The sequence below is a fragment of the Phaeobacter sp. PT47_59 genome (assembly GCF_028890025.1).
Lineage (GTDB): Bacteria > Pseudomonadota > Alphaproteobacteria > Rhodobacterales > Rhodobacteraceae > Phycobacter.
This window is the reverse complement of record NZ_JARCJL010000017.1, coordinates 69,083-92,906: the sequence shown is the minus strand read 5'-3', so window position 1 is coordinate 92,906 and position 23,824 is coordinate 69,083. Positions and strand designations below refer to the sequence as shown.

21 protein-coding genes and 1 tRNA gene are annotated in these 23,824 nt (G+C 62.0%); 7 read left to right on the top strand and 15 right to left on the bottom strand.

The annotated features are described in order from the left end of the window. Window positions 1–21 precede the first annotated feature (21 nt). The 9 genes from PXK01_RS15335 to PXK01_RS15300 form a co-directional block, all read right to left on the bottom strand. The gene (locus PXK01_RS15335; RefSeq protein ID WP_274860747.1) at window positions 22–435 is read right to left on the bottom strand and encodes a hypothetical protein; all 414 of its coding nucleotides are present in this window, start codon (window positions 433–435) and stop codon (window positions 22–24) included. Next, the gene (locus PXK01_RS22010) at window positions 435–593 is read right to left on the bottom strand and encodes a helix-turn-helix domain-containing protein (RefSeq protein WP_446728458.1); all 159 of its coding nucleotides are present in this window, start codon (window positions 591–593) and stop codon (window positions 435–437) included. The genes PXK01_RS15335 and PXK01_RS22010 overlap by 1 nt, the downstream gene beginning before the upstream one ends. Window positions 594–729: 136 nt before the next feature. After that, window positions 730–1,854 (bottom strand): integrase arm-type DNA-binding domain-containing protein, encoded by a 1,125-nt coding sequence (locus PXK01_RS15330; protein WP_274860746.1) that lies wholly within the window; start codon window positions 1,852–1,854, stop codon window positions 730–732. Window positions 1,855–2,352: 498 nt separating this feature from the next. Then, complete coding sequence (locus PXK01_RS15325) at window positions 2,353–3,084, bottom strand: peptidase (RefSeq protein ID WP_274860745.1); 732 nt, start codon at window positions 3,082–3,084, stop codon at window positions 2,353–2,355. Between the two features lie 9 nt (window positions 3,085–3,093). Continuing rightward, window positions 3,094–3,891 (bottom strand): transglutaminase family protein, encoded by a 798-nt coding sequence (locus tag PXK01_RS15320; protein WP_274846435.1) that lies wholly within the window; start codon window positions 3,889–3,891, stop codon window positions 3,094–3,096. Between the two features lie 3 nt (window positions 3,892–3,894). Continuing rightward, a complete protein-coding gene (locus tag PXK01_RS15315; RefSeq protein WP_274846436.1) occupies window positions 3,895–4,836 on the bottom strand; it encodes an alpha-E domain-containing protein in 942 nt (313 codons plus the stop codon). Further along, window positions 4,836–6,260, bottom strand: a complete 1,425-nt coding sequence (locus PXK01_RS15310; protein ID WP_274846447.1) for a circularly permuted type 2 ATP-grasp protein — start codon at window positions 6,258–6,260, stop codon at window positions 4,836–4,838. Before PXK01_RS15310 ends, PXK01_RS15315 begins: the two co-directional genes overlap by 1 nt. Before the next feature lie 372 nt (window positions 6,261–6,632). Beyond that, window positions 6,633–6,707 (bottom strand) — tRNA-Asn (locus PXK01_RS15305). A 95-nt stretch (window positions 6,708–6,802) separates the two neighbouring features. Continuing rightward, on the bottom strand, window positions 6,803–7,717 hold the full coding sequence (locus PXK01_RS15300) for an MBL fold metallo-hydrolase (RefSeq protein WP_274860744.1): 915 nt from the start codon (window positions 7,715–7,717) through the stop codon (window positions 6,803–6,805). Window positions 7,718–7,801: 84 nt separating this feature from the next. Between PXK01_RS15300 and PXK01_RS15295 the strand changes: the two genes are divergently transcribed. After that, the gene (locus PXK01_RS15295) at window positions 7,802–9,121 is read left to right on the top strand and encodes an ATP-binding protein (RefSeq protein WP_274860742.1); all 1,320 of its coding nucleotides are present in this window, start codon (window positions 7,802–7,804) and stop codon (window positions 9,119–9,121) included. 120 nt (window positions 9,122–9,241) lie between these two features. Here PXK01_RS15295 and PXK01_RS15290 read toward each other — a convergent pair whose 3' ends face one another. From PXK01_RS15290 to PXK01_RS15275, 4 genes are all read right to left on the bottom strand, one after another. Beyond that, a complete protein-coding gene (locus PXK01_RS15290) occupies window positions 9,242–10,774 on the bottom strand; it encodes a calcium-binding protein (RefSeq protein ID WP_274860740.1) in 1,533 nt (510 codons plus the stop codon). A 199-nt stretch (window positions 10,775–10,973) separates the two neighbouring features. Next, window positions 10,974–11,771, bottom strand: coding sequence for an EAL domain-containing protein (locus PXK01_RS15285; protein WP_274860739.1), 798 nt, complete (start codon window positions 11,769–11,771; stop codon window positions 10,974–10,976). Window positions 11,772–11,871: 100 nt separating this feature from the next. Next, window positions 11,872–13,014 carry an acyl-CoA dehydrogenase family protein gene (locus PXK01_RS15280; protein WP_274846429.1) on the bottom strand — a complete coding sequence of 381 codons (1,143 nt, stop codon included), beginning with the start codon at window positions 13,012–13,014 and terminating at the stop codon, window positions 11,872–11,874. A 5-nt stretch (window positions 13,015–13,019) separates the two neighbouring features. Then, window positions 13,020–13,691, bottom strand: a complete 672-nt coding sequence (locus tag PXK01_RS15275; RefSeq protein WP_274846428.1) for a TetR/AcrR family transcriptional regulator — start codon at window positions 13,689–13,691, stop codon at window positions 13,020–13,022. Between the two features lie 114 nt (window positions 13,692–13,805). On the opposite strand from PXK01_RS15275, the gene PXK01_RS15270 reads away from it, so the two are divergent. Next, window positions 13,806–14,600 carry a TIGR03084 family metal-binding protein gene (locus PXK01_RS15270; protein ID WP_274860738.1) on the top strand — a complete coding sequence of 265 codons (795 nt, stop codon included), beginning with the start codon at window positions 13,806–13,808 and terminating at the stop codon, window positions 14,598–14,600. Between the two features lie 239 nt (window positions 14,601–14,839). Here the strand turns inward: PXK01_RS15270 and PXK01_RS15265 are convergent, their stop codons facing one another. Further along, the gene (locus PXK01_RS15265; protein WP_274846426.1) at window positions 14,840–15,736 is read right to left on the bottom strand and encodes a 2-dehydro-3-deoxygalactonokinase; all 897 of its coding nucleotides are present in this window, start codon (window positions 15,734–15,736) and stop codon (window positions 14,840–14,842) included. Between the two features lie 498 nt (window positions 15,737–16,234). Here PXK01_RS15265 and PXK01_RS15260 point away from each other — a divergent pair, with 498 nt between their 5' ends. The 4 genes from PXK01_RS15260 to PXK01_RS15245 all read left to right on the top strand — a co-directional run bounded on the left by PXK01_RS15260 (window position 16,235) and on the right by PXK01_RS15245 (window position 20,881). Then, window positions 16,235–17,245, top strand: a complete 1,011-nt coding sequence (locus PXK01_RS15260) for an AraC family transcriptional regulator (RefSeq protein WP_274846425.1) — start codon at window positions 16,235–16,237, stop codon at window positions 17,243–17,245. Window positions 17,246–17,819: 574 nt separating this feature from the next. Next, complete coding sequence (locus tag PXK01_RS15255) at window positions 17,820–18,497, top strand: sugar transferase (protein ID WP_446728457.1); 678 nt, start codon at window positions 17,820–17,822, stop codon at window positions 18,495–18,497. 162 nt (window positions 18,498–18,659) lie between these two features. Beyond that, complete coding sequence (locus PXK01_RS15250) at window positions 18,660–19,538, top strand: CpsD/CapB family tyrosine-protein kinase (RefSeq protein ID WP_274860736.1); 879 nt, start codon at window positions 18,660–18,662, stop codon at window positions 19,536–19,538. Window positions 19,539–19,651: 113 nt separating this feature from the next. Continuing rightward, window positions 19,652–20,881 (top strand): DUF874 domain-containing protein, encoded by a 1,230-nt coding sequence (locus PXK01_RS15245; RefSeq protein ID WP_274860735.1) that lies wholly within the window; start codon window positions 19,652–19,654, stop codon window positions 20,879–20,881. 13 nt (window positions 20,882–20,894) lie between these two features. Here PXK01_RS15245 and PXK01_RS15240 read toward each other — a convergent pair whose 3' ends face one another. After that, window positions 20,895–22,262 (bottom strand): oligosaccharide flippase family protein, encoded by a 1,368-nt coding sequence (locus tag PXK01_RS15240; RefSeq protein ID WP_274860733.1) that lies wholly within the window; start codon window positions 22,260–22,262, stop codon window positions 20,895–20,897. A gap of 261 nt (window positions 22,263–22,523) precedes the next feature. Between PXK01_RS15240 and PXK01_RS15235 the strand changes: the two genes are divergently transcribed. Beyond that, window positions 22,524–23,726, top strand: coding sequence for a glycosyltransferase (locus PXK01_RS15235; protein ID WP_274860731.1), 1,203 nt, complete (start codon window positions 22,524–22,526; stop codon window positions 23,724–23,726). Window positions 23,727–23,824: the final 98 nt, after the last annotated feature.

Sequence of the window (23,824 nt, the reverse complement as noted above, 5' to 3'; positions counted from 1 at the left end):
CTTCGAAGTTGACCGTTAGTCTTAGGTCAAATGCTGGTGGAATTGCCTTGCCAGTTCCGCCTCATGGACACGCCACCTGTTCGGCTCACGTCTTGCGGCTTCGTCCCGCAAATACCCATTTTCCCAGAAATTCACGTTGTCCGCATTCGAGTTAATCGCATCCAAAGCGGTTCCGAATTGAACAGTGATTTTGCCCTGCTGATCTTGCGCCCAATCAATCGGGAAAAGACCCAAAAACTCGGCAAGCAATCGAAGACAGGCATCGTCAAAGCCGTTGAAGCCCGCAGCCCAACTGGCCTCGATCACCTGCTCAACCGGATCAGTGCTGTCCAATTCAGCCTCTTGCAGGAGCATCTTGGCCATCTCGTACCGGTCTTCTTCGTCGGAATAGTCCGGCATCGGGTCTCGGTGCTGTGTGACTGTAATCGTTCGCATCACGCTGCCCCTGACATCATAAAGGCGTCCAGGTCGTCACGGTGATAACGAACAATCCGGCCAACGGTTCGGTAAGACGGACCAGTGCCCTTGCTACGCCAGTTGTGCATGGTGCCAGGTGAGACCGAAAGGTATTTGGCAGCGACCTCGGTTGTCATCCAAGGGGTGTCAGTTTGTGGATTGCTCATGCTGATAACTCCAATATCCAAGTGCGTCCAAATGGACAGCGATGAAATCAGGTTATCAGCTTGCAAGGTCTCGATATGCCAACGTGTTAAGGCATCGTACCATCATTCACGCAACACCGGCCTTGGCCAAGACCATATCCTCTAAGGCTTGAGCATGGGGCCGAAGGGCTTCAACCAAATGCGTCTGGTGCACATACCCGCCAGAGGCCCCTGGAAGCCGTTGACCCAACAGAAGCGCCCCTTCTGCATATGGCACGCCCGCAGCAATCATCATCGTTCTGGCGTGGTGACGAAGTGCGTGTGGAGACGGAACACCAGCCCGCTTCGGCTCAGCAACGTGACCGGTGGCTGCTCCTGGTGAAGGCCAAAGCCAAGGCGAGTTTAGAGGCTCGTCATCCTTCATTCTGGCCCTCAAGGTTTCGGTCAACCAGCGACCTGTTGGGAAGGACCAAGCCCCACCGGTTTTCATGTGGGTGAAGGTCAGAACGCCAGCGTCAGCATCGAAGTCGGCACATTTCACACCAAGCAGGGAAGTTCTCCGTGCACCCGTCAGAAGAAACGTCCGTTGCAGGTCACGCATCAAGGGAGACATAGCTTCGGTCGTGGACCAGAAATCTGCCAAGTCCAGTTCCCCGACTTCCCGTTTCGGGGTTGCAGGGACACGAAGGGCATCAACCGGGTTTGCCCCAATCGTTTCGTCATGGCGACGAGCCGTATTCACAAGAGCTCGAACAGTGCGCATGACCGAACCACCCGTGGTCTTGCCGTGACGCTTTGTGAGCTGGTCCAAAAGCTCTCGGCAGTCCTGACGCGTAATGTCAGCCACGGCACGACGCCGAAGACGCCCGAGGTAGTTGTCCATATGGTACTGGTAATTCCTGACCGTGGCGTCGGACAGCTCACGCTCCTTCAGATGCTCTTTCAGGGCTTGTTCCAACGTGATGCCGGTGGACTCCGGCCCCGCCGTAGGATCAACGCCAGACTGGATTGTGGCCATGAGTTTTCGGGCCTCATTTCTGGCCTCGGCCAGTCGGATATGGTCAGCGCGTCCGATCTTGACCCTCACGGTTCGAACGTGACGCTTTTCTCTGCGGACGTCGCTTTGCACGGCAAAGGTCTTGCAGGTCTTATGGCAGATGCACATCAGCCCTTTCACATCGGTATCCCGATGGATGCCCGAGCCAAGTGGGAGGTCCCTGATACGGGCCTCGGTGAATTTGAATATGGTCATGAAAAGTACAGTCCCGAGTACAGTGTTTGAGATTGATCCAGGTGGGCCTGGATGGTGCTACCGGGATGATATTGCTATGTTTTCAAGGGGTCGTACGCCCCGAATGAGCCCAAATGGACCATGATTTGCTCGCAATCTCAGACTGTTAATCAATTGGTCGTAGGTTCGATCCCTACCGCCGGAGCCATAGAATTCAAGGGCTTAGCGCTAACCCGCTAGGCCCGTTTTCTTTTTCGAGCACAGACATTGCTGCGGAACTGACTGCCTGACCCTGATTTCTCGGATCTCGGAGACCACTGAGGCATCAGTTCACAGCCCGGACGAAACGCGATTTGGGCAGCAACCGCCCCTCGTTCGCAGGCAGGCATGCCGGATTGACAGCCGTGCCGTCGGATCAAAGCAGACGACGCCAGACAACGGCGTGGCGATCGGGTCTTTGCCAGAATGCCCGCTGCGCGCGCCTTGCGAGGGGGGATGCCTTCCTGGGAGTCCTTGCTTCTAGAGTTCGAAATCGTCCAGGCCGTCCAGGGCGGATTTGAGTGCCGCGCTCCAGGCGGTTCGGATTTTCTGGAAGAATGGATCATCTTCCTCGATACGTCCCTTGTGACCCTCTCTGAAACTGTCCTTTTCGTAGAGGTGGAAGTCGAAGGGCGCGCCGACGGTGAGATTGGCCTTCAATGTGCTGTCGAAACTGACCAGCAGCAGTTTCATCGCCTCTTCGAATTTCAATGTCCGATCATAGGCGCGCACCAGTATGGGGCGGCCGTATTTCATCTCGCCGATCTGGAAAAAAGCGGTGTCCTCTCCCGCTTCGATGAAGTTTCCTTCGGGGTAGATCAGAAACAGGCGCGGCGGTCCGCCTGCGATCTGGCCGCCCAGAATGATGGTGGCGTTGAAGGTGCTGTCGGCCCGCTGGCCTTCCTCGCCCTGCCGCGCGATCACCTCGCGCAGGGTGTCGGCCACCAGGCGTGCGGCCTGAAACATCGAGGGCACTTCCAGAAGCGTGGGCACACGTTCATCCGGGGCCTTGGTGCGTTCATCCAGCAGGCTCACCACGGATTGCGTTGTGGCCAGGTTTCCCGCGGTCATGATGGTCAGCACCCGGTCGCCAGGGGCCTCCCAGGTGGTCATCTTGCCAAAGGTCGAAATGTTGTCCAGCCCGGCATTGGTGCGGGTGTCCGACATGAAGGCGATGCCTTGATCCAGCATCATGCCAACGCAATAGGTCATGGGAGTCCTTTACTGCTGTGCTACTTCGATCTGAACGTCGAGTGCTTCACCAGCGCCGCCGATCCGAGTGCCAGTTACCGGAGCCGCCCCCTCGTAGTCCAGTCCCGTCGCAACCCGCACATAGCGCGTATCCGGCGAAATACCGTTGGCCGGGTCAAACCCGACCCAGCCCAGACCGACCACATGAACCTCGGCCCAGGCATGCATGGCGTCCTGCTCTACCCGGTCATCAAGCATGAGATAGCCCGAAACATATCGCGCCGGAAAACCCATGTGCCGCGCGGCCGAAAGGAACACATGGGAATGGTCCTGGCAGACACCGGCGCCATGGCTCAGCGCCTCTTCGGCGGTCCAATCAGGATGCGAGGCTCCGACCTCGTAGCGCAGCCCCTCATGCACGGCAGACATCAGGCCGTGCAGCCGGTCGAGATCCTGATCGCCTTTGATGTCGCGCACCAATGCCTTCACCTGAGGCCCCGCCTGGGTGCGCGGGGTCTGACGGCTATAAAGCCAAAGCGGCGACGGGCCCGGATGGCGCCCGACGACACCGTGATTTTCCTTTAGCTCCACCTCGCCTTCGCTGGTCACCACCAGTTCGGTGGAGTCCCGGTCGAAGCTGATCAGTTCAACCGTGTTGTGGTGGTGGTCTTCAAATTGCAGCTCCTTCTTGCCGCCCTCGATATGGGTCACCCAGTTCAGCACCCATTGCTGATGCCCGGTCTTGGGGGTCTTGCGCAGCTGCTGGAGCCCCCAGGAGACCGGGTTGTCAAATACGTAGCGGGTGGAATGACGGATCTTAAGGCGCATGGCTTACTCGTAGAACCGGAAATCTTGTTCGATCTGCCGACCGAGATCCGCCAGCAGAGTGAGCATCTTCTGGATGAACTCATGCAGACCATAGTCGAACACCGCATCGATATCGTGGGACAGGTAGGTGCTTTCAAGATGCGCGACCTTGGCAAGTGACGGGGGGCGCTGACCATATTCAGAGGCCAGGTAACCCAGGTTTGCGCGCAGCTTGCGGGTGCAGAAACTCAGGCTACGGGGCATCCGCCGGTCCAGGATCAGGAATTGGGCAATGTCGCGCGGGTCCGAGACCGAGCTGTATTCCATGCGAAACCCGCCGCGCCCGGACACAGCGGAGAGGATCGTCTCCCATTGCACGTTGTCCACGGCCGAGCCGACAGCAGAGATCGAAGGCAAGAGCACATAGTATTTCACGTCAAGAATGCGGGCGGTGTTGTCGGCCCGTTCCAGAAACGTCCCGATGCGCGCAAAGTCGTAGATGTCGTTGCGCAGCATGGTGCCATGGGTCGCGCCGCGCACCAGCGCCGTGCCCTGCCGGATCGCGCCTAGGGTGGCGGGCAGATCCCTCTCGCTCACCTTGCGCTGGGTCAGGTCTTGTGCCCGCATGTACGCGCCATTGAGGGCTTCCCAGACTTCCTCGGTCAATGCGGTGCGCACCATGCGGGCGTTCTGGCGCGCCGCGGCAATGTCGGACATGACCGAGGATGGATTGTCCTTGTCCCGCAGCATCCAATCGATGGCCGCATCCTTGGTGAGGGTCTCATAGGCCGCGTCAAACCCCTCGGCGACGCCGGCGGTCTTGAGGATCGACCGCCATTCCTCATCCGAGGCCCCCAGCCGCGTCAGCGCGATCCGCTGCCCGGTCTCGATCAGGCGGGCGGCATTCTCGGCCCGCTCCAGGTAGCGAAACATCCAGTACAGCCCGTTTGCGGTCTTGCCCAGCATCACGCCTCCAGTACCCAGGTGTCCTTGGTGCCGCCGCCTTGCGAGGAGTTGACCACCAAAGAGCCCTTCTTGAGCGCGACCCGCGTCAATCCGCCCGGCGTGATCTCGATCCCCTGGGGGCTGACCAGCACAAAGGGGCGCAGATCCACATGCCGTGGCGCAAGGCCGGAGCGGGCAAAGATCGGAACCGTGGACAGGCTGAGCGTCGGTTGTGCAATGTAATTGCTCGGACGCGCCTTCAGCTTGCGACGGAAGGTGGCAATGTCGCGCTTTGTGGCCGTCGGACCGATAAGCATGCCGTAGCCGCCCGATCCATGAACCTCTTTCACCACCAGGTCCTCGAGATTGTCGAGCACATAGGCCAGGCTCTCGGGCTCGGCGCAGCGCCAGGTGGGCACGTTTTCCAGCAGCGGGCGCTCCCCGGTGTAGAATTCGACGATCTCGGGCATGTAGCTGTAGATTGCCTTGTCGTCGGCAATGCCGGTACCCGGCGCGTTGGCGATGGTGATGCGGCCCGCGCGATACACATCCATGATCCCCGGTACGCCCAGCTGGCTCTCGGGGTTGAAATTGAGCGGATCGAGGAATTCGTCATCGACCCGCCGGTACAGCACGTCGATCGGCTTGTAACCTTGGGTGGTGCGCATGGCGACACGCCCGTCCACCACCCGCAGGTCATGGCCTTCGACCAGTTCCACCCCCATTTCATCGGCCAGGAAGGCATGTTCGAAATAGGCGGAATTGTAGATGCCGGGCGTCAGCACCGCGACGGTGGGTTTGCGGTCCAACCCGTCCGGTGCGCTGGCCTTGAGCGAGCGCAGAAGCTGGGCCGGGTATTTCTGCACCGGCTGCACCCGGTTTTGCGAAAACAACTCGGGGAACATCTGCAGCATGGTTTCGCGGTTCTCGAGCATGTAGCTCACCCCGGAGGGGGTCCGCGCATTGTCTTCCAGCACGTAGAACTGATCCGGTCCGGTGCGCACCAGATCGATCCCGACGACATGGGTATAGAGGTTTCCCGGCGGCCGCAGCCCGATCATCAAAGGCTCAAAGGCGCTGTTTTTCGCAATCATTTCCAGAGGGATGCGCCCGGCCTTCACGATCTCCTGCCCATGGTAGATATCGTGCAGAAAGGCGTTGATTGCGCGCACGCGCTGCTCGATCCCGCGGCTGAGCCGCGCCCATTCCGAGCCGGAAATGATGCGCGGAATGATATCAAAGGGGATCAGCCGTTCCTCGGCCTCGGCACGGCCATAGACATTGAAGGTGATGCCGGTCAGACGGAACAGCTCCTCCGCTTCGCGCTGCTTGGCGCGCAACCGTTTCGGATCCTCGCCGGCGAACCACTGATTGAACTTCTGATAGGGGCCGCGCACGGTTTCGTCCGGCCCCAGCATCTCATCAAATATTGCATCCACGTTCATGGCTTCAGCTTTTGTAAAGGCACGGGCCAGGTCCACGATCATGACGGGATCGGGACGAGGAGTTCAGAATATCAGATGGATTTGATGAATAATAGTGCGTGGCGATGAAATCTTGGGCGATCTGAGTGCTCAGTGAGGAAGCGCCAGGAGCGGGAATTCCCGTCGAGATTTCCTGTATACCGGCCCTCTGGGAGCGCATCGAATGCATGAACTCTGTTGCACAACAAACCAAGCGTCGCCCGGAGTGGAAACAAATGTCCTGGCGATCTCCGATTTCCCCAAAATCGGGACCGGGTCAAGCACTCTGTAGCAATGTCTGTGCTCGAACAAGAAAAAGGGCCTAGCGGTTTAGCGCTAAGCCCTTGAATTCTATGGCTCCGGCGGTAGGGATCGAACCTACGACCAATTGATTAACAGTCAACTGCTCTACCGCTGAGCTACGCCGGAACGGTGCAGGCGATATAGCGGGACCATTGCGGCGCGTCCAGAGGGTCTGGGCGGAAAAATCGAAAAAACTTGGTCGCAGTTCCTCTCCGACAACCTCATGTTTGCAGGCGGAAAGCCACTGTCGGAGAGAGTTCCTGCTCGGGTTTGACGCGGGATTTCCCCATCAGGTCGATGAGGTGGGCCAGAACGTTGCGCTCGGCCGCCATCAATAGGGCGGCGGGCGTTTCCGTGTAGATCCGGCGGGCCAATTCCCGCGGGGTTGCAGGGCCAGCGGCAAGGGCGTCGAGAATCGCGCCTTCACGCGCCATCCGGTGTTCGATCAACCAGTCGAGACGGCCTGCGGGATCGTCGATCGGGGCGCCGTGGCCCGGGTAGAACACCCGCCAATCGCGCGCGCGCAGCTTGCGGCAGGAGGCCATGAAATCGGTGAGATCGCCATCGGGCGGAGAGACCAGCGAGCTGGCCCAGCCCATCACATGATCGGCGGTGAAACAGGCATCCCCAAGCGCCAGCGCGATATGATTGCCAAGGTGGCCGGGCGTGTGCAGCACCTCCAACGTCCAGTCGTCCCCGGTGATCCGATCGCCATCGGCGACGGTGACATCGGGGGTAAATTCCGTATCGATGCCTTCGCCACCGTCGGACATGCCCTGTTGCACCAGCTCTTGCATCACCGGGCTGCGGCCGGCTTCGGCGGGGCCGAACCCGTAAACGGGCACATCGCAGCGGCGCGCCAGTTCGGTGGCGAGGGGGGAGTGATCCACATGGGCATGGGTCACGATCACATGGGTGATGCGCTGTCCTGGCGCCACGGCGGACAGGATTGCCTGCAGATGGTCCTCGATCACCGGACCGGGGTCGATCACCGCCAGGTCCTTTTGCCCCACCAGATAGGTATTGGTCCCGCGATAGGTCATCGGCGAGGGATTCGGAGCCAGGATGCGGCGGACGCCCGGTTGCAGCTCCTCTGCGATGCCGGGGGCGGGGTTGAAATCGTCTGGTGCCTGCATCTGCCTTGTGCTCCTCGCTATTCGCTGCACGCCCGGACCTGATGGTGCCTTCACAGTCTGTTGGCGCGCCTGTAGGCTTAGCCCATGTTCTTGCAAAGGCTCAAACAATATTCTCCGCGCAACCTGTATGGCCGGGCCGCGCTGATCCTGATCGTCCCCATCCTGTCGTTGCAGCTGGTGGTGGCGATCGTCTTCATTAAGCGCGACCTTGAGGATGTCACCACCCAGATGACCGCGACGGTTCTGCGCGAAATCCGCCTTCTGGAACTGCAGGGGCAGGGGGCGGGCAGCCAAGTGGAATATCTGACGCGCCTGGCGCCCCTGTTGACGCCTTTGCAGATGGGCGCGCGGTTTCTGCAGCCGCAGGAGGCAGAGCCGCAGGATCTACTGGCCTGGTACGAGTTTTCCGGCCGGGTGGTGCGGGACAAGATGGCAAAGGATCTGCCCGGATTTCTGGCGGCGCAGTTTCCCGACAACCGCGAGGTGCGGATCTTCCTGCGCACCGATCTCGGGCGGCTGGAGCTGCGGGTCGACCGGCGGCGCCTGACGGCTGCCGCGCCGCATCAGCTGATCGTGACCATGGTGTTCTTTGGCCTGTTCATGGCTTTGATCGCCTTCATCTACCTGCGCAACCAGCTGCGTCCGATCAAGCGGCTGGCCGAGGCGGCGCAGGCTTTTGGGCGGGGGCGGATGCTGCCCTATTCACCGCGGGGTGCCACCGAGGTACGCGCGGCTGGCAGCGCCTTTATCGACATGCGCGCCCGTATTGAACGGCAGATCGAACAGCGCACGCTGATGCTGTCGGGGGTAAGCCACGACCTGCGCACGCCGCTGACCCGGCTGAAACTGGGCCTTGCCATGCTGGACGAGGAGGAGGCCGAGCCGCTGTTGCGGGATGTGGATGAGATGCAGGCGCTGCTGGATGCCTTCCTTGAGTTTTCCCGTGGGGCCTCGACCGGGGAGCCGGAACCGGTGGATCCGGTCGCCATGGCAGAGCTGATCGTCGAGGACTGGCGGCGGCAGGGCAAGGATGTGATGCTGGGGGAGATCAGCGGCTCCGGAGAGGTGATGCTGCGGCGCCAGTCCATGCGCCGCGCCATTGAAAACCTGGTGTCCAACGCGGTGCGCTATGGCACCCGGGCCCGGGTTTCGGTCTCACTCACGGAGAAATCCCTGCGGATCCGGGTCGAAGACGATGGCCCCGGCATCGGCCCGGATCAGCGCGGGGAGGCGATACGCCCGTTTACGCGGCTGGATTCGGCGCGCAATCAGAACCTTGGCTCTGGGGTGGGGCTGGGGCTTGCAATCGTGGTCGATGTGGCGCGCGCCCATGGCGGCACGTTGCGCCTGGGCGAAAGCAGTGAACTGGGCGGGCTGCGCGCCGATATCGTGATCGCCCGTTAAGGCCAAGCTGAGGCATGGCCAGGCGGGACGCAGCAGAACGGTTATGCGCGGCCGCCACCCGGGCCGCCGCGCCTGCACAAGATCTGGAGCACCGGCCGTCAAGGCGACCGATGCGCGATGTCAGAAGATGAAATCGCCCGAGCCCAGGTCCGAGATATCGACGTCCAGGAGCGTGATCGAGTTTCCATTGCCATCCTCGATGATCACGTCATCCCCGTCCTCGCGCATGTGGTTGCGACGCAGGTCGCGCATGCCCGTGATCTCATCGATGCCGCTCAGATCGATGTCTTCGCGATTGCTGTTCGCGTTGAAGTTGCGGATCCTGTCGTTGCCAAAGGCGCCGGAAAAGACAAAGGTGTCCGCCCCGCCGCCGCCGATCAACAAATCGTTGCCCTTCTGACCGTTCAGCACGTCACCGCCGCTGCCGCCAAACAGCTTGTCATTGCCGCTTCCGCCATTCAACGTGTCCTGACCGGCGCCGCCTTTCAGGACGTCGCGCTGTTTCAGGCCGGAAATCTCGTCGTCTCCGCCCAGGCCAAGAATGCGGTCGCGCCCGTTGGTGCCGATCAGAATGTCATCGCCATTGGTCGGGTCGGTGTTGGTGTCGCTGACAAAGGTGTCGGAGGCCAGGAAGCCCTGATCGATGCCAAGCCCCTGGATCGCGGCGATGCTACCGACAAAGATCGTGTCTTCCGTGTAAAGCGAGCTGGTGCCGACCGGCACGACCACGTCGACATAGGTTTGCCCGGCAGACAAGGTGAAGCCTGCCTCATAGCTGTTGACGGCCTGCGAATAGTCCGCGTCCACTGCGTTCACCGAAACCGTGCCGGTCACGTCGCTTTCGCGGGCGTTTTCGACCGTGACGCGCAGGGTCACTGTTGTGGCCCCGGACGCCTCGGATGCGGTGATCGAGGCGAGGCTGGCCTGGTCGGTCGGCGCTGCGCTCGAATAGCTTTCGATCGTATAGGCGCCGTAGAAGCTGAAATAGGTCTGGGCTGCCAGGTAATAGGTCCCGGTCAGGCTGGGGGCGAAGGAGATATCCGCGCCGTCCCAGGCACTGCTGCCACCCGATACGCCGCTGACGGGTTCGCCATCCTCATCCAGAATCTGCAGGTATCCCCCGGAGGTGGCGCCATATGGGGAGTCTGTCTGGGCCATCGAGAAGGAATAATCCATGCCACCGAACGCGTAGAACGCATAATAGTCGGTTTCACCCTCGCGACCGCTGCCATTGATGACCCCGGTGATCGTGCTGTCGTCGGCAAGGGTCGGCGCACCGCTCAGCTCGCCATCGTCTTCATCGTCGAGGTAGTCGGCAGGCAAACCTTCCATGGCGACCGTATAGCTGCCATTGCCGGTGACGCGGATATTGTAGAAATCCGAAGGGTGCTCGGCGGTAAAGGTCATCGTATTGCCATCGATGTCCGCATCCGGGTCAGCAACGCCATCGTCGAGCATGACAAAGGAGACGCCCTCCCCCTGCAGGGTGAAGGTATAGGGCTGACCATAGGCCAGTGAGACACGGATGAGGTCACCTGCGTCGCTGCCCCCGACGGTGCCGCTCACGGTGTGGCCCGGCTGAATCTCCGCGACATTGGTTTGCGTGTAATTGAATTCGTTGGTCCAATCGCCGGATTCGCTCATGCTGTACATTTGTTGGTCCTCTTCAAGTTCCGTCACCCGCTGCCTTGCCTCAGATACTGGGCGAGTGAAAAGGGTCGTATTCTCATGCTGACGCAGGCGCAGGGCCTTTGGCGGTCAACCGCAAGACCATTGTTACCCGTCGAAAATCAGTCCCGATGTGACACGGATCAAATTCGGACGAAATCCGTCAAAAATCTACCTGGAGAATCTACCGGGAAAATCTGATGGGAACGCTCTGCTCGCTACCCTGTTTCGAATGGCTGGGCCAATGCGGCGTGGGCAGGGTTTCAAAACCCGGTTTGGCAAAGAGGTAGCCCTGCATCAGGTCGACGCCAAGGTCGTAAAGGGTGTCATATTCCTCTTGGGTTTCGATCCCTTCGCAGACGATCAGGATACCCATCTCCTCGAGCATCGGGATCGAATTGCGCACGATCGCCTGTTTGGCACGCGAGCTGTCGATCCCCCGGATCAATCCGGCGTCCAGCTTGACCACATCGGGCTGAAACAGGGTCAGCAGTTTCAGCCCGGAATATCCGGCGCCGAAATCATCGATCGCGGTCTTGAACCCCAGGCGGCGATAGGTGGCCAGGATCTCCAGCAGCTTCTGGGTATCGACGCGTTCGGTTTCGGTGAATTCGAACATGATGCGATCCACCGGGAAGCCGGTCTTCCTGGCCGTTTCCAGCGTCAGCTGGATGCAGGCCTTGGGATCGTAGACCGCATTGGGCAGGAAATTCATCGACAAGAGCGCGCCACTGTCTGCCAGGTTCAGTTCGGTGGCCAGCTCGATCGAGGTGGTGCGGCAGGTCTGATCAAAGGCATGGAGCGTCTCGGCCGTGACATGGGAAAAGACCTGGCGCGGGCCCGCGCCATCCTTTCCGCGCAACAGGGCTTCATAGGCAAAGACCTTTTGTGCGCCGATGGCCAGCATGGGCTGAAACGCCATGGTGATCGGAATATCGAATGTCGCACCGTTCTTGCAGGCTTTGCAGTTCTTCCCTGTCACTCCGAATCCCTCTTGTCGCGCGCGGCTGCGACGGGTTTAGGAGAACTTCCTGAAGAAAGCTTGTATCCGCTTTTGCGTCGCGGCCGTGCCGGTGTCGCCGTCAAAGCCCCATCTGGCGCACCGCCAGGTCGCGCATGATCTCTTCCGAGCCGCCACCGATGGCCATAACCTTGACCTCGCGGTAGATCCGCTCGATCCGGTTGCCGCGCAGGTAACCGGCGCCGCCCAGGATCTGCATCGCCTCCGAGGCACAGAACTCGCAGGCCTTGGAGGTAAAGACCTTGGCCTTGCAGATCTCGGCCACCGGCATGCGACCCTCATTCACCTGCCAGCAGATCTGATTGAGATAGGCCTCGACCGCGTCGATACGGGCGGAGATATCCGCGATTTTGTGTCGGATCGCCTGGTGGCGGATCAGCGGCTTGCCAAAGGTCTGCCGCTCCTGCGCCCAGGCGATACTGTCCTCAAGGCAGGTCTTCATCATGCCGAGCATACCGGCGATCAGCCCGATGCGTTCGAGGTTGAAATTCTCCATGATCGCCACGAATCCGCGGTTCTCCGGCCCCATCATATGATCGGCGGGCAGGCGCACATCCTCCAGGAACAGGGTTGCCTGGTCTGAACACCACCAGCCCATCTTTCGATCCAGCGCACTGCGGCTGAAGCCTGCCATGCCCGCCTCCACGAAGAACAGCGAGATGCCCTCAAGCCCCGGTCCCCCGGTGCGGGCGGGGATCACGAAATAATCCGATGTCATGCCGCCGGTGATGAAGGTCTTGCAGCCGTTCAGCACGAAATGATTGCCATCGCGCCGCGCGGTCGTGGTCATATTGGCCACATCCGAGCCGCCGCCGGGTTCTGTCACCCCCAGCGAGGATCCCTTTCGCCCCGATATGATCTCGGGCAGCACGCGGGCCTTGATCTCTTCACTGGCGAGCCGCGCGATGGGATCGAGCGAGATCTGCCGCCCGCCCATGGCCGCTGCCACGCCGCCTGCGCCGCAGCGGGCGATTTCCTCGGCGTAGGCCGCGCGCATGAAACAGTCGTCAAAGCCAAGTCCGCCGTGCTCTTCGGCGATGCCAAAGCCCCAGACCCCCAGCGCGCCGGTCTTCTGGTGCAGCGCCCAGGGGATTTCTCCGGCTTCATCCCAGGCATCACAATAGGGGGTGATCTCCTGCGCCACAAAGGCGCGCAGGGTGTCGCGAAAGGCGCGGCGCTCTTCGGTGTCAAAGGGGCTTTGCATGGGGGCTACTCCTTTTCGATGGCGGACGCCTGGCTTCTGCTGGGGTTCGGGGCCAGGTGCGGGGCCATGATGCGCCCGAAGAGATCGACCATCTTGGTGATGATTTCGGGGTCGCGCTCATAGGGGGACTGGCTGTGCAGCCCGCGCATAAAACTGCGGCAGATCGACCACAGGAGCGCCAGATCCTCGCCCGAGGGGGCAGTGTAGAGATTGGCGATATTGCGGTTGAAGGCATCGTTATAGTCCCAGAGCGACGGTGTGATGCGGCTGCTGAGCGCCTGATCCGTGCGCGAGGCGACCAGGATCTCCATCACCGCGCGCCCTTCGCGGGTATTGATCACCCGTGCCCAAAGCCGGTGCAGTTCTTCGGGCAGAGTGCTGCTCTTGCCGCCCTTGCGCAGCATATGCGCGCTTTCACCGGCCTGTTCCGGGCCGCGCACCGGTGCCAGAAGATGTTCCAGCGTGCGCACCATCATCTCTTCCTTGCTGGGGAAATGATGGGTCAGCGCGCCACGCGACACGCCCGCCGTGGTCTGCACCCGGTTGATCGAGGTCTCCGCATAGCCAAAGCGATCCAGGCAGTGGGTGACCGCATCAAAGATCCGCAGCCGGGTTCGGTCGGCCCGGCTGGTGACGTCGGGTTGGTCTGCGCTCTTGGCTGTGGTTTTGGGTGCCATTCGGGGATCTCTGGGCCTATTCTTCTTCGGGAATCGTAAAACAGAACGGTCGGTCTGTTCAATTGCGCAATGCAGGGGCCGACGCAGGGGAACATGACAGGGAGGAAGACAGCGATGCAGCAGGCAGAGGATTTTCGCGCCGAAAGCCGGGCGCTGGCGGCGATACTGGAAGATTTGCCGGAGGAGGCGTTTCACCGGCCGACGCTGTTCAAGGACTGGACCATCGATCATGTGCTGGGCCATCTGCATCTGTTCAACGTGGCTGCCGAAACCTCGCTGAAGGGGGAAGAGGCCTTTGCCGCCTTCATCGGTCCGATCGTTCGGGACATGCAGTCGGGCAAGACGATCCTTGAATGCCAGTTTCCCTGGCTCGATGGGCTATCTGGCAGGGCGCTGTTTGAGGCCTGGAAGACCGGCGCCGAGAGCTGTGCCGATGCCTTTGCCGCAGCCGATCCAAAGGCTCGGGTCAAATGGGTGGGACCGGATATGAGCGCGCTGTCGTCGATCACCGAGCGGCAGATGGAGACCTGGGCGCACGGGCAGGAGGTCTTTGATCTTCTGGGTCTTGAGCGGTCGGAGCAGGACCGTATCCGCAATATCGCCCACCTTGGCGTTGCGACCTACGGTTGGACCTTCCTCAACCGCAAGGAAGAGGTACCGGAGCCTGCGCCTTTCGTACATCTGACCGGTCCTTCGGGGGCGGTCTGGGAGTGGAACGAGGCGCAGGAAGGAAACGCGGTGCGCGGCTCGGCGGTGGAATTCGCCCAGGTGGTGACCCAGGTGCGCAACATAGCGGACACCGGGCTTGAGGTTGCAGGGCCTGCCGCGATGCGCTGGATGGAGATCGCCCAGTGTTTTGCGGGCCCGCCGGAAATGCCACCCTCAAAAGGCGCACGTCACAAGAGCTGAAGCACTGGTACAGTAGGGGCCCGGCTCCCGCCCGGCTTCCGCCTCTTAGGGAAGAGGCATCAGCCCGTTGGGCCCGGCGCCGCGCAGAGCGCGGCGCCGGGCCCAAGGCAGCCAAGGGGGGCGGGCGTAGCCCGGGCACCTGCTGGCGCGGGAGAGGCCCGGTTTCACCGCATTTGCTCGATCACTGCCGAGATTTGGCTTCGCCCTGTTCAGCCTCGCCCTGTTCAAGCGTGTCCAGTTCAGCCAGCCATCTGACGCCAGGCCTCGGTCAGCCCGGCAACTGTCATGCGCTCCTCATCCGCGACGGTGACCGGAATGGCCTGCGTGCGGAGCGCGGTTTCATAGGGCCGCAGGAACCTGTCGGATCCGATCACGGCCAGGTTCTGGCCCAGCCAATAGGCGCGCGCTGCGGCCAGTTCGGCCCCAAGCAAGGCTCCCCAGATCTGCCCCGCGCTATCCGCGGCCAGATGGGTCGCGACAGTGAATGCGGCTTTTGCCTCGGCCAGCCGGGCCCCTGTCAGTTCGGGTCTGGAGAGGGTATCGGCCAGGCTGTCGTTGAAGCGCTGCGATGACCAATCCGCGTCCTTGAGGCCAAGCATCTGCAGGGTCGCCTCCACCAGTCCGACGGTCAGGAAGCTCTGAAAGCTGACCACTTCATCGGCGCTGATCAAGGCCCAGTGAGTGGTCTCGCCAGGCAGGCAGAGCACGCCGTCCCATCCGGGGTTCAGCGACAGGAAGCCGCGAATACGCGTCTCGGCCCCCTGCATCGCGGCGGGCGGGGATTTCTGGATCAGGCCGGGCGTGACATAGAGGCTGGCCTCTTGCGGCAGGGCCATCGCCGCACTGTCATGCACAGAGGCCGGGGACAGGTGATCGGGGCGGGCAGGGACAGGCTGGGGCGGCGTCAAGGCACTGCCGCAGGCAATCAGCGGCAGATCGGCGCGGGCGCCCAGCATGTGGCATAGGTCGACATAGGTCTCGGCAAGCGCAGGATCTGCGATCCCGCCCGGAAGCGTGACCTGGTTTCGCGCCTTGATCGACCTGCCAGACATCGCCCATAGTCTACAGGTCGCGCCCTGCAGGTCGGCAGCGATCCAAGTTTCGGGACGATCGAGCGGTTTGTCCTGTCTGCTCATCTCTGCCGGATATCCTGTTCTGTGAAGGGATCCCGGCATAAACACCCGAATCCCACCCGCTGGCAAGCGCCACAGGGGCGGTTGCCCGTGTCAGGTCGTACGCCCTGCCCAAAAGGCGAGGAGGTTGATCCAAAAGATCAGGCACCCCTTCTGAAAGGCGTAGCCCACTGTGCCGTTGAACCAAGGACAGAAGGGGGGCGCTGGGGGAGTTTCGTTTGGGTTGAGCGCGGGCTTCGGCTACTCTTCGGAAACGGCAGTGGGTCGACGTTCAATCGATGGTGCGGGTCACGTGGTGCTGGTCATGGGCGGGTCTCAACCCGGGGCTTGCACGGTTCAGGGCTTTAGAAGGGGCGGGCGTGCAACAGGCAGGCTTGCGGCGGATCGGGCGCCCGTCGGTTGGTAACGAACCGCAACCCTTTTGCGGTGTTGCAATATCGCGTGCGGCTGGCGGTGCACGATTATGGTTGAATGAGTGTTGTGATAAGGGTGGGTTCTGTCATGAACCAGGGGCAAAACACGGAAAGTGCCATCTTTGTTCGCTGTGCTGCGGAGCGCCTATTGGAGCTTGGCCATCCGGCCAGCACGGTCTTCAGCGCCTCGCGTCTTGGCCAGGCGATCCTTGCTCAGGCAGAGCCGGTGGCGGATATCGCTTCGGTGGCAGCGTTCTTTCAGCGCGCCGCGCAGATCAGCCTGGACCCTGCCTTCGGGCTGCACCTCGGTCAGCAGACAGATCTGCGAAAGGCCGGGCTCCTGGGCTACCTTGCCTTGTCGGCGCCCGATCTTGGTGGCTTTTTGACAACCCTGTCGCGCTACGCGCCGCTTTTCGGAGAGAAGCTGTTCTTCGATACCAGCTCGCTTGATCGGTCCGGGATCATGGAATGGGGGCATGCGGCCGGGGGTGAACCCATGGGCCAGTATCATGAATTCCTTGCATCGCTGCTGGTTGCGAACCTGCGACTGGCCTGTGGAAAACGCATCATTCCGGCAGAGGTGAGTTTCTGCCATGGTCGATCGACAGTCAGCCAGGAGCTTGAGGCATTCTTTGGTCGCAAGCCGCAGTTCGAGGCGCCGGTAAACCGGCTTCGCTTTGTGACGGATGATCTATCCGCGGGGCTTGCGACGGGGGATGCCAGGTTACATGCCATTTTGCGCAGCTGTGCGGATGCACGGTTGGAGGACGCGGGACTGGGGCGCGCCGATTTGGTCGCCCAGGTGCGGCAGCGTATCTCGCATCGCCTGGCCTCGGGTACGGCCGCGTTGGAAACCGTCGCCTCCGATCTGGGGATGAGCCCCCGGACCCTGTCACGCAAACTGAGCGAACAGGAGACCAGCTATTTCGCCATTCTGGAAAACCTGCGGCTGGAGATGGCCAAGACCTATCTGCGCGACAGCGATCTGGTGTTGGCGGAAATTGCCCATCTGCTTGGGTATCGTGGGCTGAGTTCCTTCAACGATGCCTTCAAGCGCTGGACGGGGCAAAGCCCGGGAAAGTTCCGCAGGACGGGCTGACCGCACTGGGCTGTAGGCCCAAAAAATTCGCACTCCAGACAGGTGACCATGAACCCCGAGCCATCGGCCAGATCATCGTGACGTGCGGCTTGATTCTTCAGGCGGTGTTTTCAATTGGACAACAGTAACCCCGGGCAATTCAGGATTGTTTCTGCTTGCACGGGGCGGATCCGGCGAAATGCGGCATCTTAACCATTTTCCGTGAATCCTCAGCATTTTGTCTAAAAATGTATTAAATAGAATGTATCGCAAATGCGATCATTTCCTGAGGTCGCTCAGGGGGTGCGGTGCAGGGGCAGATCCGTGGGGGCGGGCTCTGTCAGATCACCGACACGGAGATTTATCACCGGCAGCTGCCGCGCCGGACCAGCAGATCGTGACAAATCCGCAGGGTACCACGGTTGTGGGCCGGAACATGATGGGGGTCGACATGAAGGATCTATTGCACAGGGGACCAGATACTGATTTCCTCCTGACCGGGAGTGATATCACCCACTCCCACGGGGTTGTGCTGCCCTCCTCGGCCCCGGGCGGGGTCGGTCGGATCCTGGCGGACCGGGGCGCTTCTGGCGACATGACCAATTGGCGGCTTCTCAAAGGTGCCAATCTGCCCAAAGGGGCAGGCCATAGAAGCGCCGGGAACGGGATCTACGCCTGGGGCGGAAAACGCGCTCTGGATCTTGCTTTGACCCTGCTGTCGCTCCCCGTGACCCTGCCTGTGATGCTCTTGTGCGCGCTGGCCCTGGTCATCGAAGGCGGAAATCCCTTCTATACGCAAGAGCGCCTGGGGCAGAATGGAAAACGCTTCCGGATTCTCAAGCTGCGGACCATGGTGCGCGATGCCGATACCTGCCTGCAGGACTATCTGGAGCGGGATGCGGCTTTGAAACGCGAATGGGAGTCGACTCAGAAGCTGAAGAACGACCCGCGCATCACGCCGGTGGGCCGTATTCTGCGCGTCACCTCGCTGGATGAGCTGCCGCAGCTGTGGAATGTGATCAAGGGCGAGATGAGCCTTGTCGGCCCGCGCCCGATGATGACCGATCAGCTGCCGCTTTATGGTGATCCGCGTGACTATTTCGATGTGAAGCCGGGTTTGACCGGGCTGTGGCAGGTCTCGGCCCGCAACGAAAGCACCTTTGCCTTTCGCGCGGCTGCGGATTCCGAATACTGCCGCGGCCTTGGCCTAGCCAATGACATGAAGCTGATCTGGCGCACCTTCGGTGTGGTGGCCAAGGGCACGGGATATTAATGCATCGGTGCTTCACTGTGCTGCCGATAGGGCGCTGCAGCTGATCTTTTCACGGCCGGTCAAACTGCTACCATTGGTTTTGGGTTATTGGTTTCTGGCGATGAGGAACACCGGGATTGATACCCTGTCGGCGCATCGGATGCGGGGATTTAGAGGCAAGACATGACGCAACAGGGTTTCAAGAAGTTCCGCCGTCGCGCGCATCAGCAGGCCACGCCTGTGTCTGACAGCGTGGAGGAGCCGCGCCGCCCGGCAGAGGATCTGGCTGAACCCTTGGACCTGACCCATGATTTGGCTGCCGACCCGGTTTTGGCGCTGCCCTCGACCCTGCCTGCGCTATGGGACCGTCTGGAGCGGGTCGCCTTTGACCCCGAGCAGCCAAGCCGGGCTGCAGTTCCGCTTGCCTCTGCCTGCCGCGGCGCCCCGGCCGCGCGCAGCTTTGATCTGTTGCGCACCCGTCTGTTGCAGGTGCTAAAGGCGCGCGGCTGGACCCGTGTGGCGATCTGTGCACCGACCTCGGGTTGCGGCTCCACCTTCAGTGCGGTCAACCTGGCCCTCAGCCTGGCCCGCGTGCCCTCAAGCCGCACGATCCTGATGGATCTCAATTTCCGCAGCCCCGGTGTGGCTGACGCTTTGGGGGTGGCAGGGCCAGAGGATATGGCAGCCTTGCTCAGAGGTGACTGTCCGCTGCACCAGGCGCTGATCCGCCCGACCGAGACTTTGGCGGTGGGGTTGAACGGGGCGTGGGACGAAAACGCGGCGGAAATCCTGCACGACAGCCGCAGCGCTGCGGTTCTGGATGACATGATCGAACAGACCGAAGCGGAAACCGTGCTTTTTGATCTGCCGCCGATGCTGGAATATGATGATGCGGCGGCCTTCCTGCCGCAGGTGGACGGGGTCTTGCTGATCTCGGACGGCACCCAGACCACCGCCGCACATCTGGCGGCCTGCGAGGGGATCCTGGCAGGGCATGCGCCGCTGCTGGGCGTGGTACTGAACCGGGGCCGGGCCACAGACGGGGCTGCCGCCGTCGCATAACTTTCGCCTGGCGGTCAAAGTTTTGCCCGTTTGCCATGATGAAGAGACATGAAACGCCATGCCGAAAGACGCATTCGGCACCGGCCAAGCGACGTATCGTGAAGAGAGATTGAATGGGCCCGATCCACTCCTTGCAGGACTTTCTGGACATGCTGCGCCGTCGGCTGCGGGTGATCCTTGCCGTCACCCTTCTGGGTAGCCTGGCATCGCTGTGGTTTGCTGCCCGCCAGCAGCATCTTTACGAAAGCGCCGAGGTGATCCAGGTCGCCCAGCCCACCATTGCCGACGATCTGGCGAAATCCACCGTAGAAGGCTCCACCGCGCGGCGGATGCAGCTGATCGAACAGCGCCTTATGGCGCGCGGCACCATTCTGGAGATCGTCGAGACCTTCGGTCTATACGCCGACATGCCGGAACTGAGGCCATCCGAACTGGTCACCCGGGTGCGTGAGAATGTCACCATTACCGGTGTCGCGGCGGTGCGCGAAGGCTTTGCCGATGACGGCACCATTGCGGTTCTGACCATCACCGCGCGCATGCCCAGCCCCGAGCAGGCCCAGGCCGTTGCGGCGGAATTCGGGCGCCGGACCATCGAGCTGAGCGTCAACTCCCGCATCGAACAGGCCCGCGAGACGCTGAACTTCTTTGCTGCAAAAGAGGCCGCCCTGGCCAACGATCTCGCCGCATTGGAAGATGAAATCGCGACCTTCCGGACCAAGAACGACGTGGCCCAGCCCGGTGCGCTGGAATTCCGCCAGGCGGAAATCGCGACCTTGAACGAGGCGCTTCTGGATATTGCCCGCGAACAGATCCAGATCCGCCGCGCCGCCGATCAGGCGGTGGCCAGCGAACGCCCCGCCACCGCGCAGCGGATGTTGCAGGAGTTCGAGGAGCAGCTTGCCACCCTCTCGGCGCAAAGCGACCTGTTGAACCAGCGCAAGGCCGAGCTGGAACAGGCCTTGGAAACCACGCCGGAGGTAGAGCGCCAACTGGCCGCCTATGAGCGCCGCCAGCAGCAGGTGCAGGGGGAACTGGACATCATGCGGGCGCGCCGCAGCGAGGCGGAGATCGGTTTCCGCCTAGAAACCTCGCGCCAGTCCGAACGGCTGACGGTGCTGGAACCCGCGGCATTGCCCGATTATCCGGTCACCGGCGGGCGCAAGCGCAAGGCCATGCTGGGGGCTGCCGCCAGCCTGTTCCTGGCCATGGTGGTGGCCTTTCTGATGGAGTTGCGAAAACCCGTGCTGCGCTCGGCCGCGCAGATGAAACGGGAAACCGGCCTTCTGCCGGTGGTGACCATCCCGGAAATGGAGCCACCGAAACGGGGCGGACAAGACGCCTGATCAGGTCGCGCTGTCAGGGGGAAAGTGCCCGGATCAGCTCGGCCACCTGCGGCAAATGCCACCACAGGGCACCTCCGCCAATCACGGAAACAATCAAAGCCGAGATGAGATCGTGCAGCGGATCCCAGGCGCCATGACGGCGCGCCAACCAGATCAGCACGGGATAGGCGGCGATCATCGCCAGCCCCAATGCCGCAATGCCGCCGGGCAATCCAAACCATAGCGTGCCCAGCAGGAACAGAACCGTCTGCAGCACGGCGCGGCTTGCGGTGAAGACGAAGAACGCCCGGCTGTCACCTGCGGCCAGGGCCGCCTGGTCATAGGTCATGGTGATCACCGCCGGGGCCAGCGCCAGGGAAATCAGCACGATCATCTCTCCGGCCTGCCGGTAGCGGTCATCATAAAGAAGATCGGTCAGCCAGGGGCCGATCCAGGCCATCAGCAAGAGCATGGACAGGATCACCGCGCTTAGGCCCGCGCGCAGCAGGCGGTGCTTGCGCCGGTTCTCGGGCGGGCCGTCGGCGGGTTTGTCGCGATAGACCGGGATCATCAGCCGTTGATTGACCGCATGGCCCAGAAGCATGGGAAAGCTGGCCAGGAAATAGCCGATATTGTAGATGCCCAGCACATCCAGCGGCACGAACCGTCCCAGGATCGCGCGGTCGCCTTGCGAGGTCAGGAACCAGAAGGCGGTCGACAGGAAGATCCATTTGCCAAAGCGGATCAGCTCTTGAGCGGCTTTTCTCTCCCAACGAAAACGGTTCCGCTCTCCGGGCAGACCATAGTGGGTCAACAGCAGCTTGGCGCCTGCCTGAATGACACCGCCCAGAACCAGGGCGATGATCGACCCGCTGGCCCAGGCCAATAGCACCATGCACCCCACACCAATCGCCTGTGCCGCCAGTTCCAGCGCGGTGAGACGCCCGACCAGGAGATGGCGGTGCGCGGTCTCGATCCGGGTCGGGTTGAAACCTGCGATGGCAAGGGCGCTGCCCGCGATGGGCAGGTAGAGCATCAGATCGGGCGCCTCGTAAAGCCAGGCGACAGGCCAGGCTAGCAGCAAGGTTGCCGCCCATAGGCCAAAGCCCCGGATCACCTGTATGGTCCAGGCCGTGTTCAGAAAATCGGGATCGTCACCGCGGGCATTCTGGGCAATGGCCGGGCCGATCCCCACATCGGAAAACAGCGACAGGCCCACGGTCACCACGGTGACCAGCGCCATCAGCCCAAAGGCCTCGGGGAACAGCAGCCGCGCCAGGATCAGGTTGGCCGCCAGGCGCAGGGCCTGGCTGCCGCCATAGCCGATCATCAGCCAGGAAGCCGAGCGCAGCACCCGCGCCAGCAGGCCCTGACCGGAAAATGCGGCGGCGTGCTTGAGCATGTGATCCCCTTGTTCCGTCGTCCGGACAGCTGCCCGCACGCTAGGCAGGCGCCGGGGGAAGGTCAATCTGCGAGGCCAGTTCGGGACCTTCGTATCAGTTTTTACCTTGAACCCTGCAACAATCCCTCGGGCTGCCATGGATTGACGCTGCGGTGTGGCCTGTCCCAGCGGGGCTCTAGGCAGGGCATGGGGGAGCGTATAACCTGCCGCAAAGGATGGCCCTGACCCGGGGTCGTTGCAGGGATGCGAGGCAGGATTACCGTGAAAGTTTCTTATGTGCTGAACACTTATCCGCAGCCTTCCCATAGTTTCATCCGCCGGGAGGTGCAGGCGTTGGAGCGGCAGGGGATAAAGGTACTGCGCCTTGCCATGCGCGCCAGCGAGGCGCCCCTGGTGGATGCGGGCGATCAGGCCGAGGCCGCGTCGACGCACTACGTGCTGCGCGCCGGGGCGCTGTCCTTGATGCTTGCTCTGCTGATGTCAGCGCTGCAGGCGCCGGGGCGGTTTTTCGACGCCTTGCGTCTGGCGCTCAGGCTTGGGCGCGCCTCTTCGGTCGGGCGTCTGCGGCATCTGATCTACTTCGGTGAAGCGGCCTATGTGGCACGTCGGTGCAGGGCCGGGGGCGTTGATCATATGCATGCGCATTTTGGCACCAACGCCACGGCGGTGGCGCTGCTGGCGCAAGAGCTGAGCGGGATCCCCTTCAGTTTCACCACCCACGGGCCAGAGGAATTCGATGCGCCCCATGCGCTGTCGCTGGGTGAGAAGGTGAACCGCGCCGCCTTTGCGGTGGCGATCAGCAGCTTTGGCAAAAGCCAGCTCAGCCGCTGGGCCGAATTTGGTGCCTGGGACAAGATCAAGGTGGTGCATTGCGGGATTGAGCCTGCGCGCTTTGCCGATCCTGCGCCGCTGCCCGAGGGGGGGCTGCGGCTGGTGGCAATCGGGCGCTTTGTCGAGCAGAAGGGCCAGATGGTGCTGATCCGGGCGATGGCGCGGATTGTTGCCGCATTGCCCGATGTGCATCTGACGCTGATCGGCGATGGGGAAATGCGCGCGGACCTGGAAGGGGAGATCCGCCGCGCCGGTCTGCAGAACCACGTCACCCTGACCGGCTGGCTGGACGAAGCCGGGGTCCGTGCAGAATTGGCGGCCTCTCATCTCTTGGTGATGCCCTCCTTTGCCGAAGGTCTGCCGATGGTGGTGATGGAGGCCATGGCCGCCGCCCGTCCGGTGCTGGCGACCTATGTGGCAGGCACACCCGAACTGGTGCTGCAGGAGGAGACCGGCTGGATGGTGCCTGCCGGTGACGCAGAGGCGCTCGCGGCGGCCGTGGCAGAGATCGCCAAGCTGCCCCGTGAGCGCCTGTCTGAGATGGGCAGATTGGGGCGCCTGCGGGTATTGGAGCGGCATGACAGCGATCGGGAAGCGGCCAAACTGGCGGCTTTTTTCAAAGAGACTCGATAGGTCCCCCGATAGGACTTTGGAAGGCAGCCAAGGGGGCGCTCCCGCCCGTCTTGATCCCGGCAAAGCCGGTTCCGTGCCGGTTGGGCCTGGCGCCGCGC

Coding starts and splice junctions, on each gene's coding strand:
- PXK01_RS15245 (WP_274860735.1), top strand. CDS start 19,652: ATGGGCCCGATCCACTCCTTGCAGGACTTTCTGGACATGCTGCGCCGT.
- PXK01_RS15310 (WP_274846447.1), bottom strand. CDS start 6,260: ATGAACGTGGATGCAATATTTGATGAGATGCTGGGGCCGGACGAAACC.
- PXK01_RS15280 (WP_274846429.1), bottom strand. CDS start 13,014: ATGCAAAGCCCCTTTGACACCGAAGAGCGCCGCGCCTTTCGCGACACC.
- PXK01_RS15255 (WP_446728457.1), top strand. CDS start 17,820: ATGACCAATTGGCGGCTTCTCAAAGGTGCCAATCTGCCCAAAGGGGCA.
- PXK01_RS15270 (WP_274860738.1), top strand. CDS start 13,806: ATGCAGCAGGCAGAGGATTTTCGCGCCGAAAGCCGGGCGCTGGCGGCG.
- PXK01_RS22010 (WP_446728458.1), bottom strand. CDS start 593: ATGACAACCGAGGTCGCTGCCAAATACCTTTCGGTCTCACCTGGCACC.
- PXK01_RS15300 (WP_274860744.1), bottom strand. CDS start 7,717: ATGCAGGCACCAGACGATTTCAACCCCGCCCCCGGCATCGCAGAGGAG.
- PXK01_RS15295 (WP_274860742.1), top strand. CDS start 7,802: ATGTTCTTGCAAAGGCTCAAACAATATTCTCCGCGCAACCTGTATGGC.
- PXK01_RS15260 (WP_274846425.1), top strand. CDS start 16,235: ATGAACCAGGGGCAAAACACGGAAAGTGCCATCTTTGTTCGCTGTGCT.
- PXK01_RS15335 (WP_274860747.1), bottom strand. CDS start 435: ATGCGAACGATTACAGTCACACAGCACCGAGACCCGATGCCGGACTAT.
- PXK01_RS15275 (WP_274846428.1), bottom strand. CDS start 13,691: ATGGCACCCAAAACCACAGCCAAGAGCGCAGACCAACCCGACGTCACC.
- PXK01_RS15320 (WP_274846435.1), bottom strand. CDS start 3,891: ATGCGCCTTAAGATCCGTCATTCCACCCGCTACGTATTTGACAACCCG.
- PXK01_RS15315 (WP_274846436.1), bottom strand. CDS start 4,836: ATGCTGGGCAAGACCGCAAACGGGCTGTACTGGATGTTTCGCTACCTG.
- PXK01_RS15240 (WP_274860733.1), bottom strand. CDS start 22,262: ATGCTCAAGCACGCCGCCGCATTTTCCGGTCAGGGCCTGCTGGCGCGG.
- PXK01_RS15325 (WP_274860745.1), bottom strand. CDS start 3,084: ATGACCTATTGCGTTGGCATGATGCTGGATCAAGGCATCGCCTTCATG.
- PXK01_RS15265 (WP_274846426.1), bottom strand. CDS start 15,736: ATGAGCAGACAGGACAAACCGCTCGATCGTCCCGAAACTTGGATCGCT.
- PXK01_RS15290 (WP_274860740.1), bottom strand. CDS start 10,774: ATGTACAGCATGAGCGAATCCGGCGATTGGACCAACGAATTCAATTAC.
- PXK01_RS15330 (WP_274860746.1), bottom strand. CDS start 1,854: ATGACCATATTCAAATTCACCGAGGCCCGTATCAGGGACCTCCCACTT.
- PXK01_RS15250 (WP_274860736.1), top strand. CDS start 18,660: ATGACGCAACAGGGTTTCAAGAAGTTCCGCCGTCGCGCGCATCAGCAG.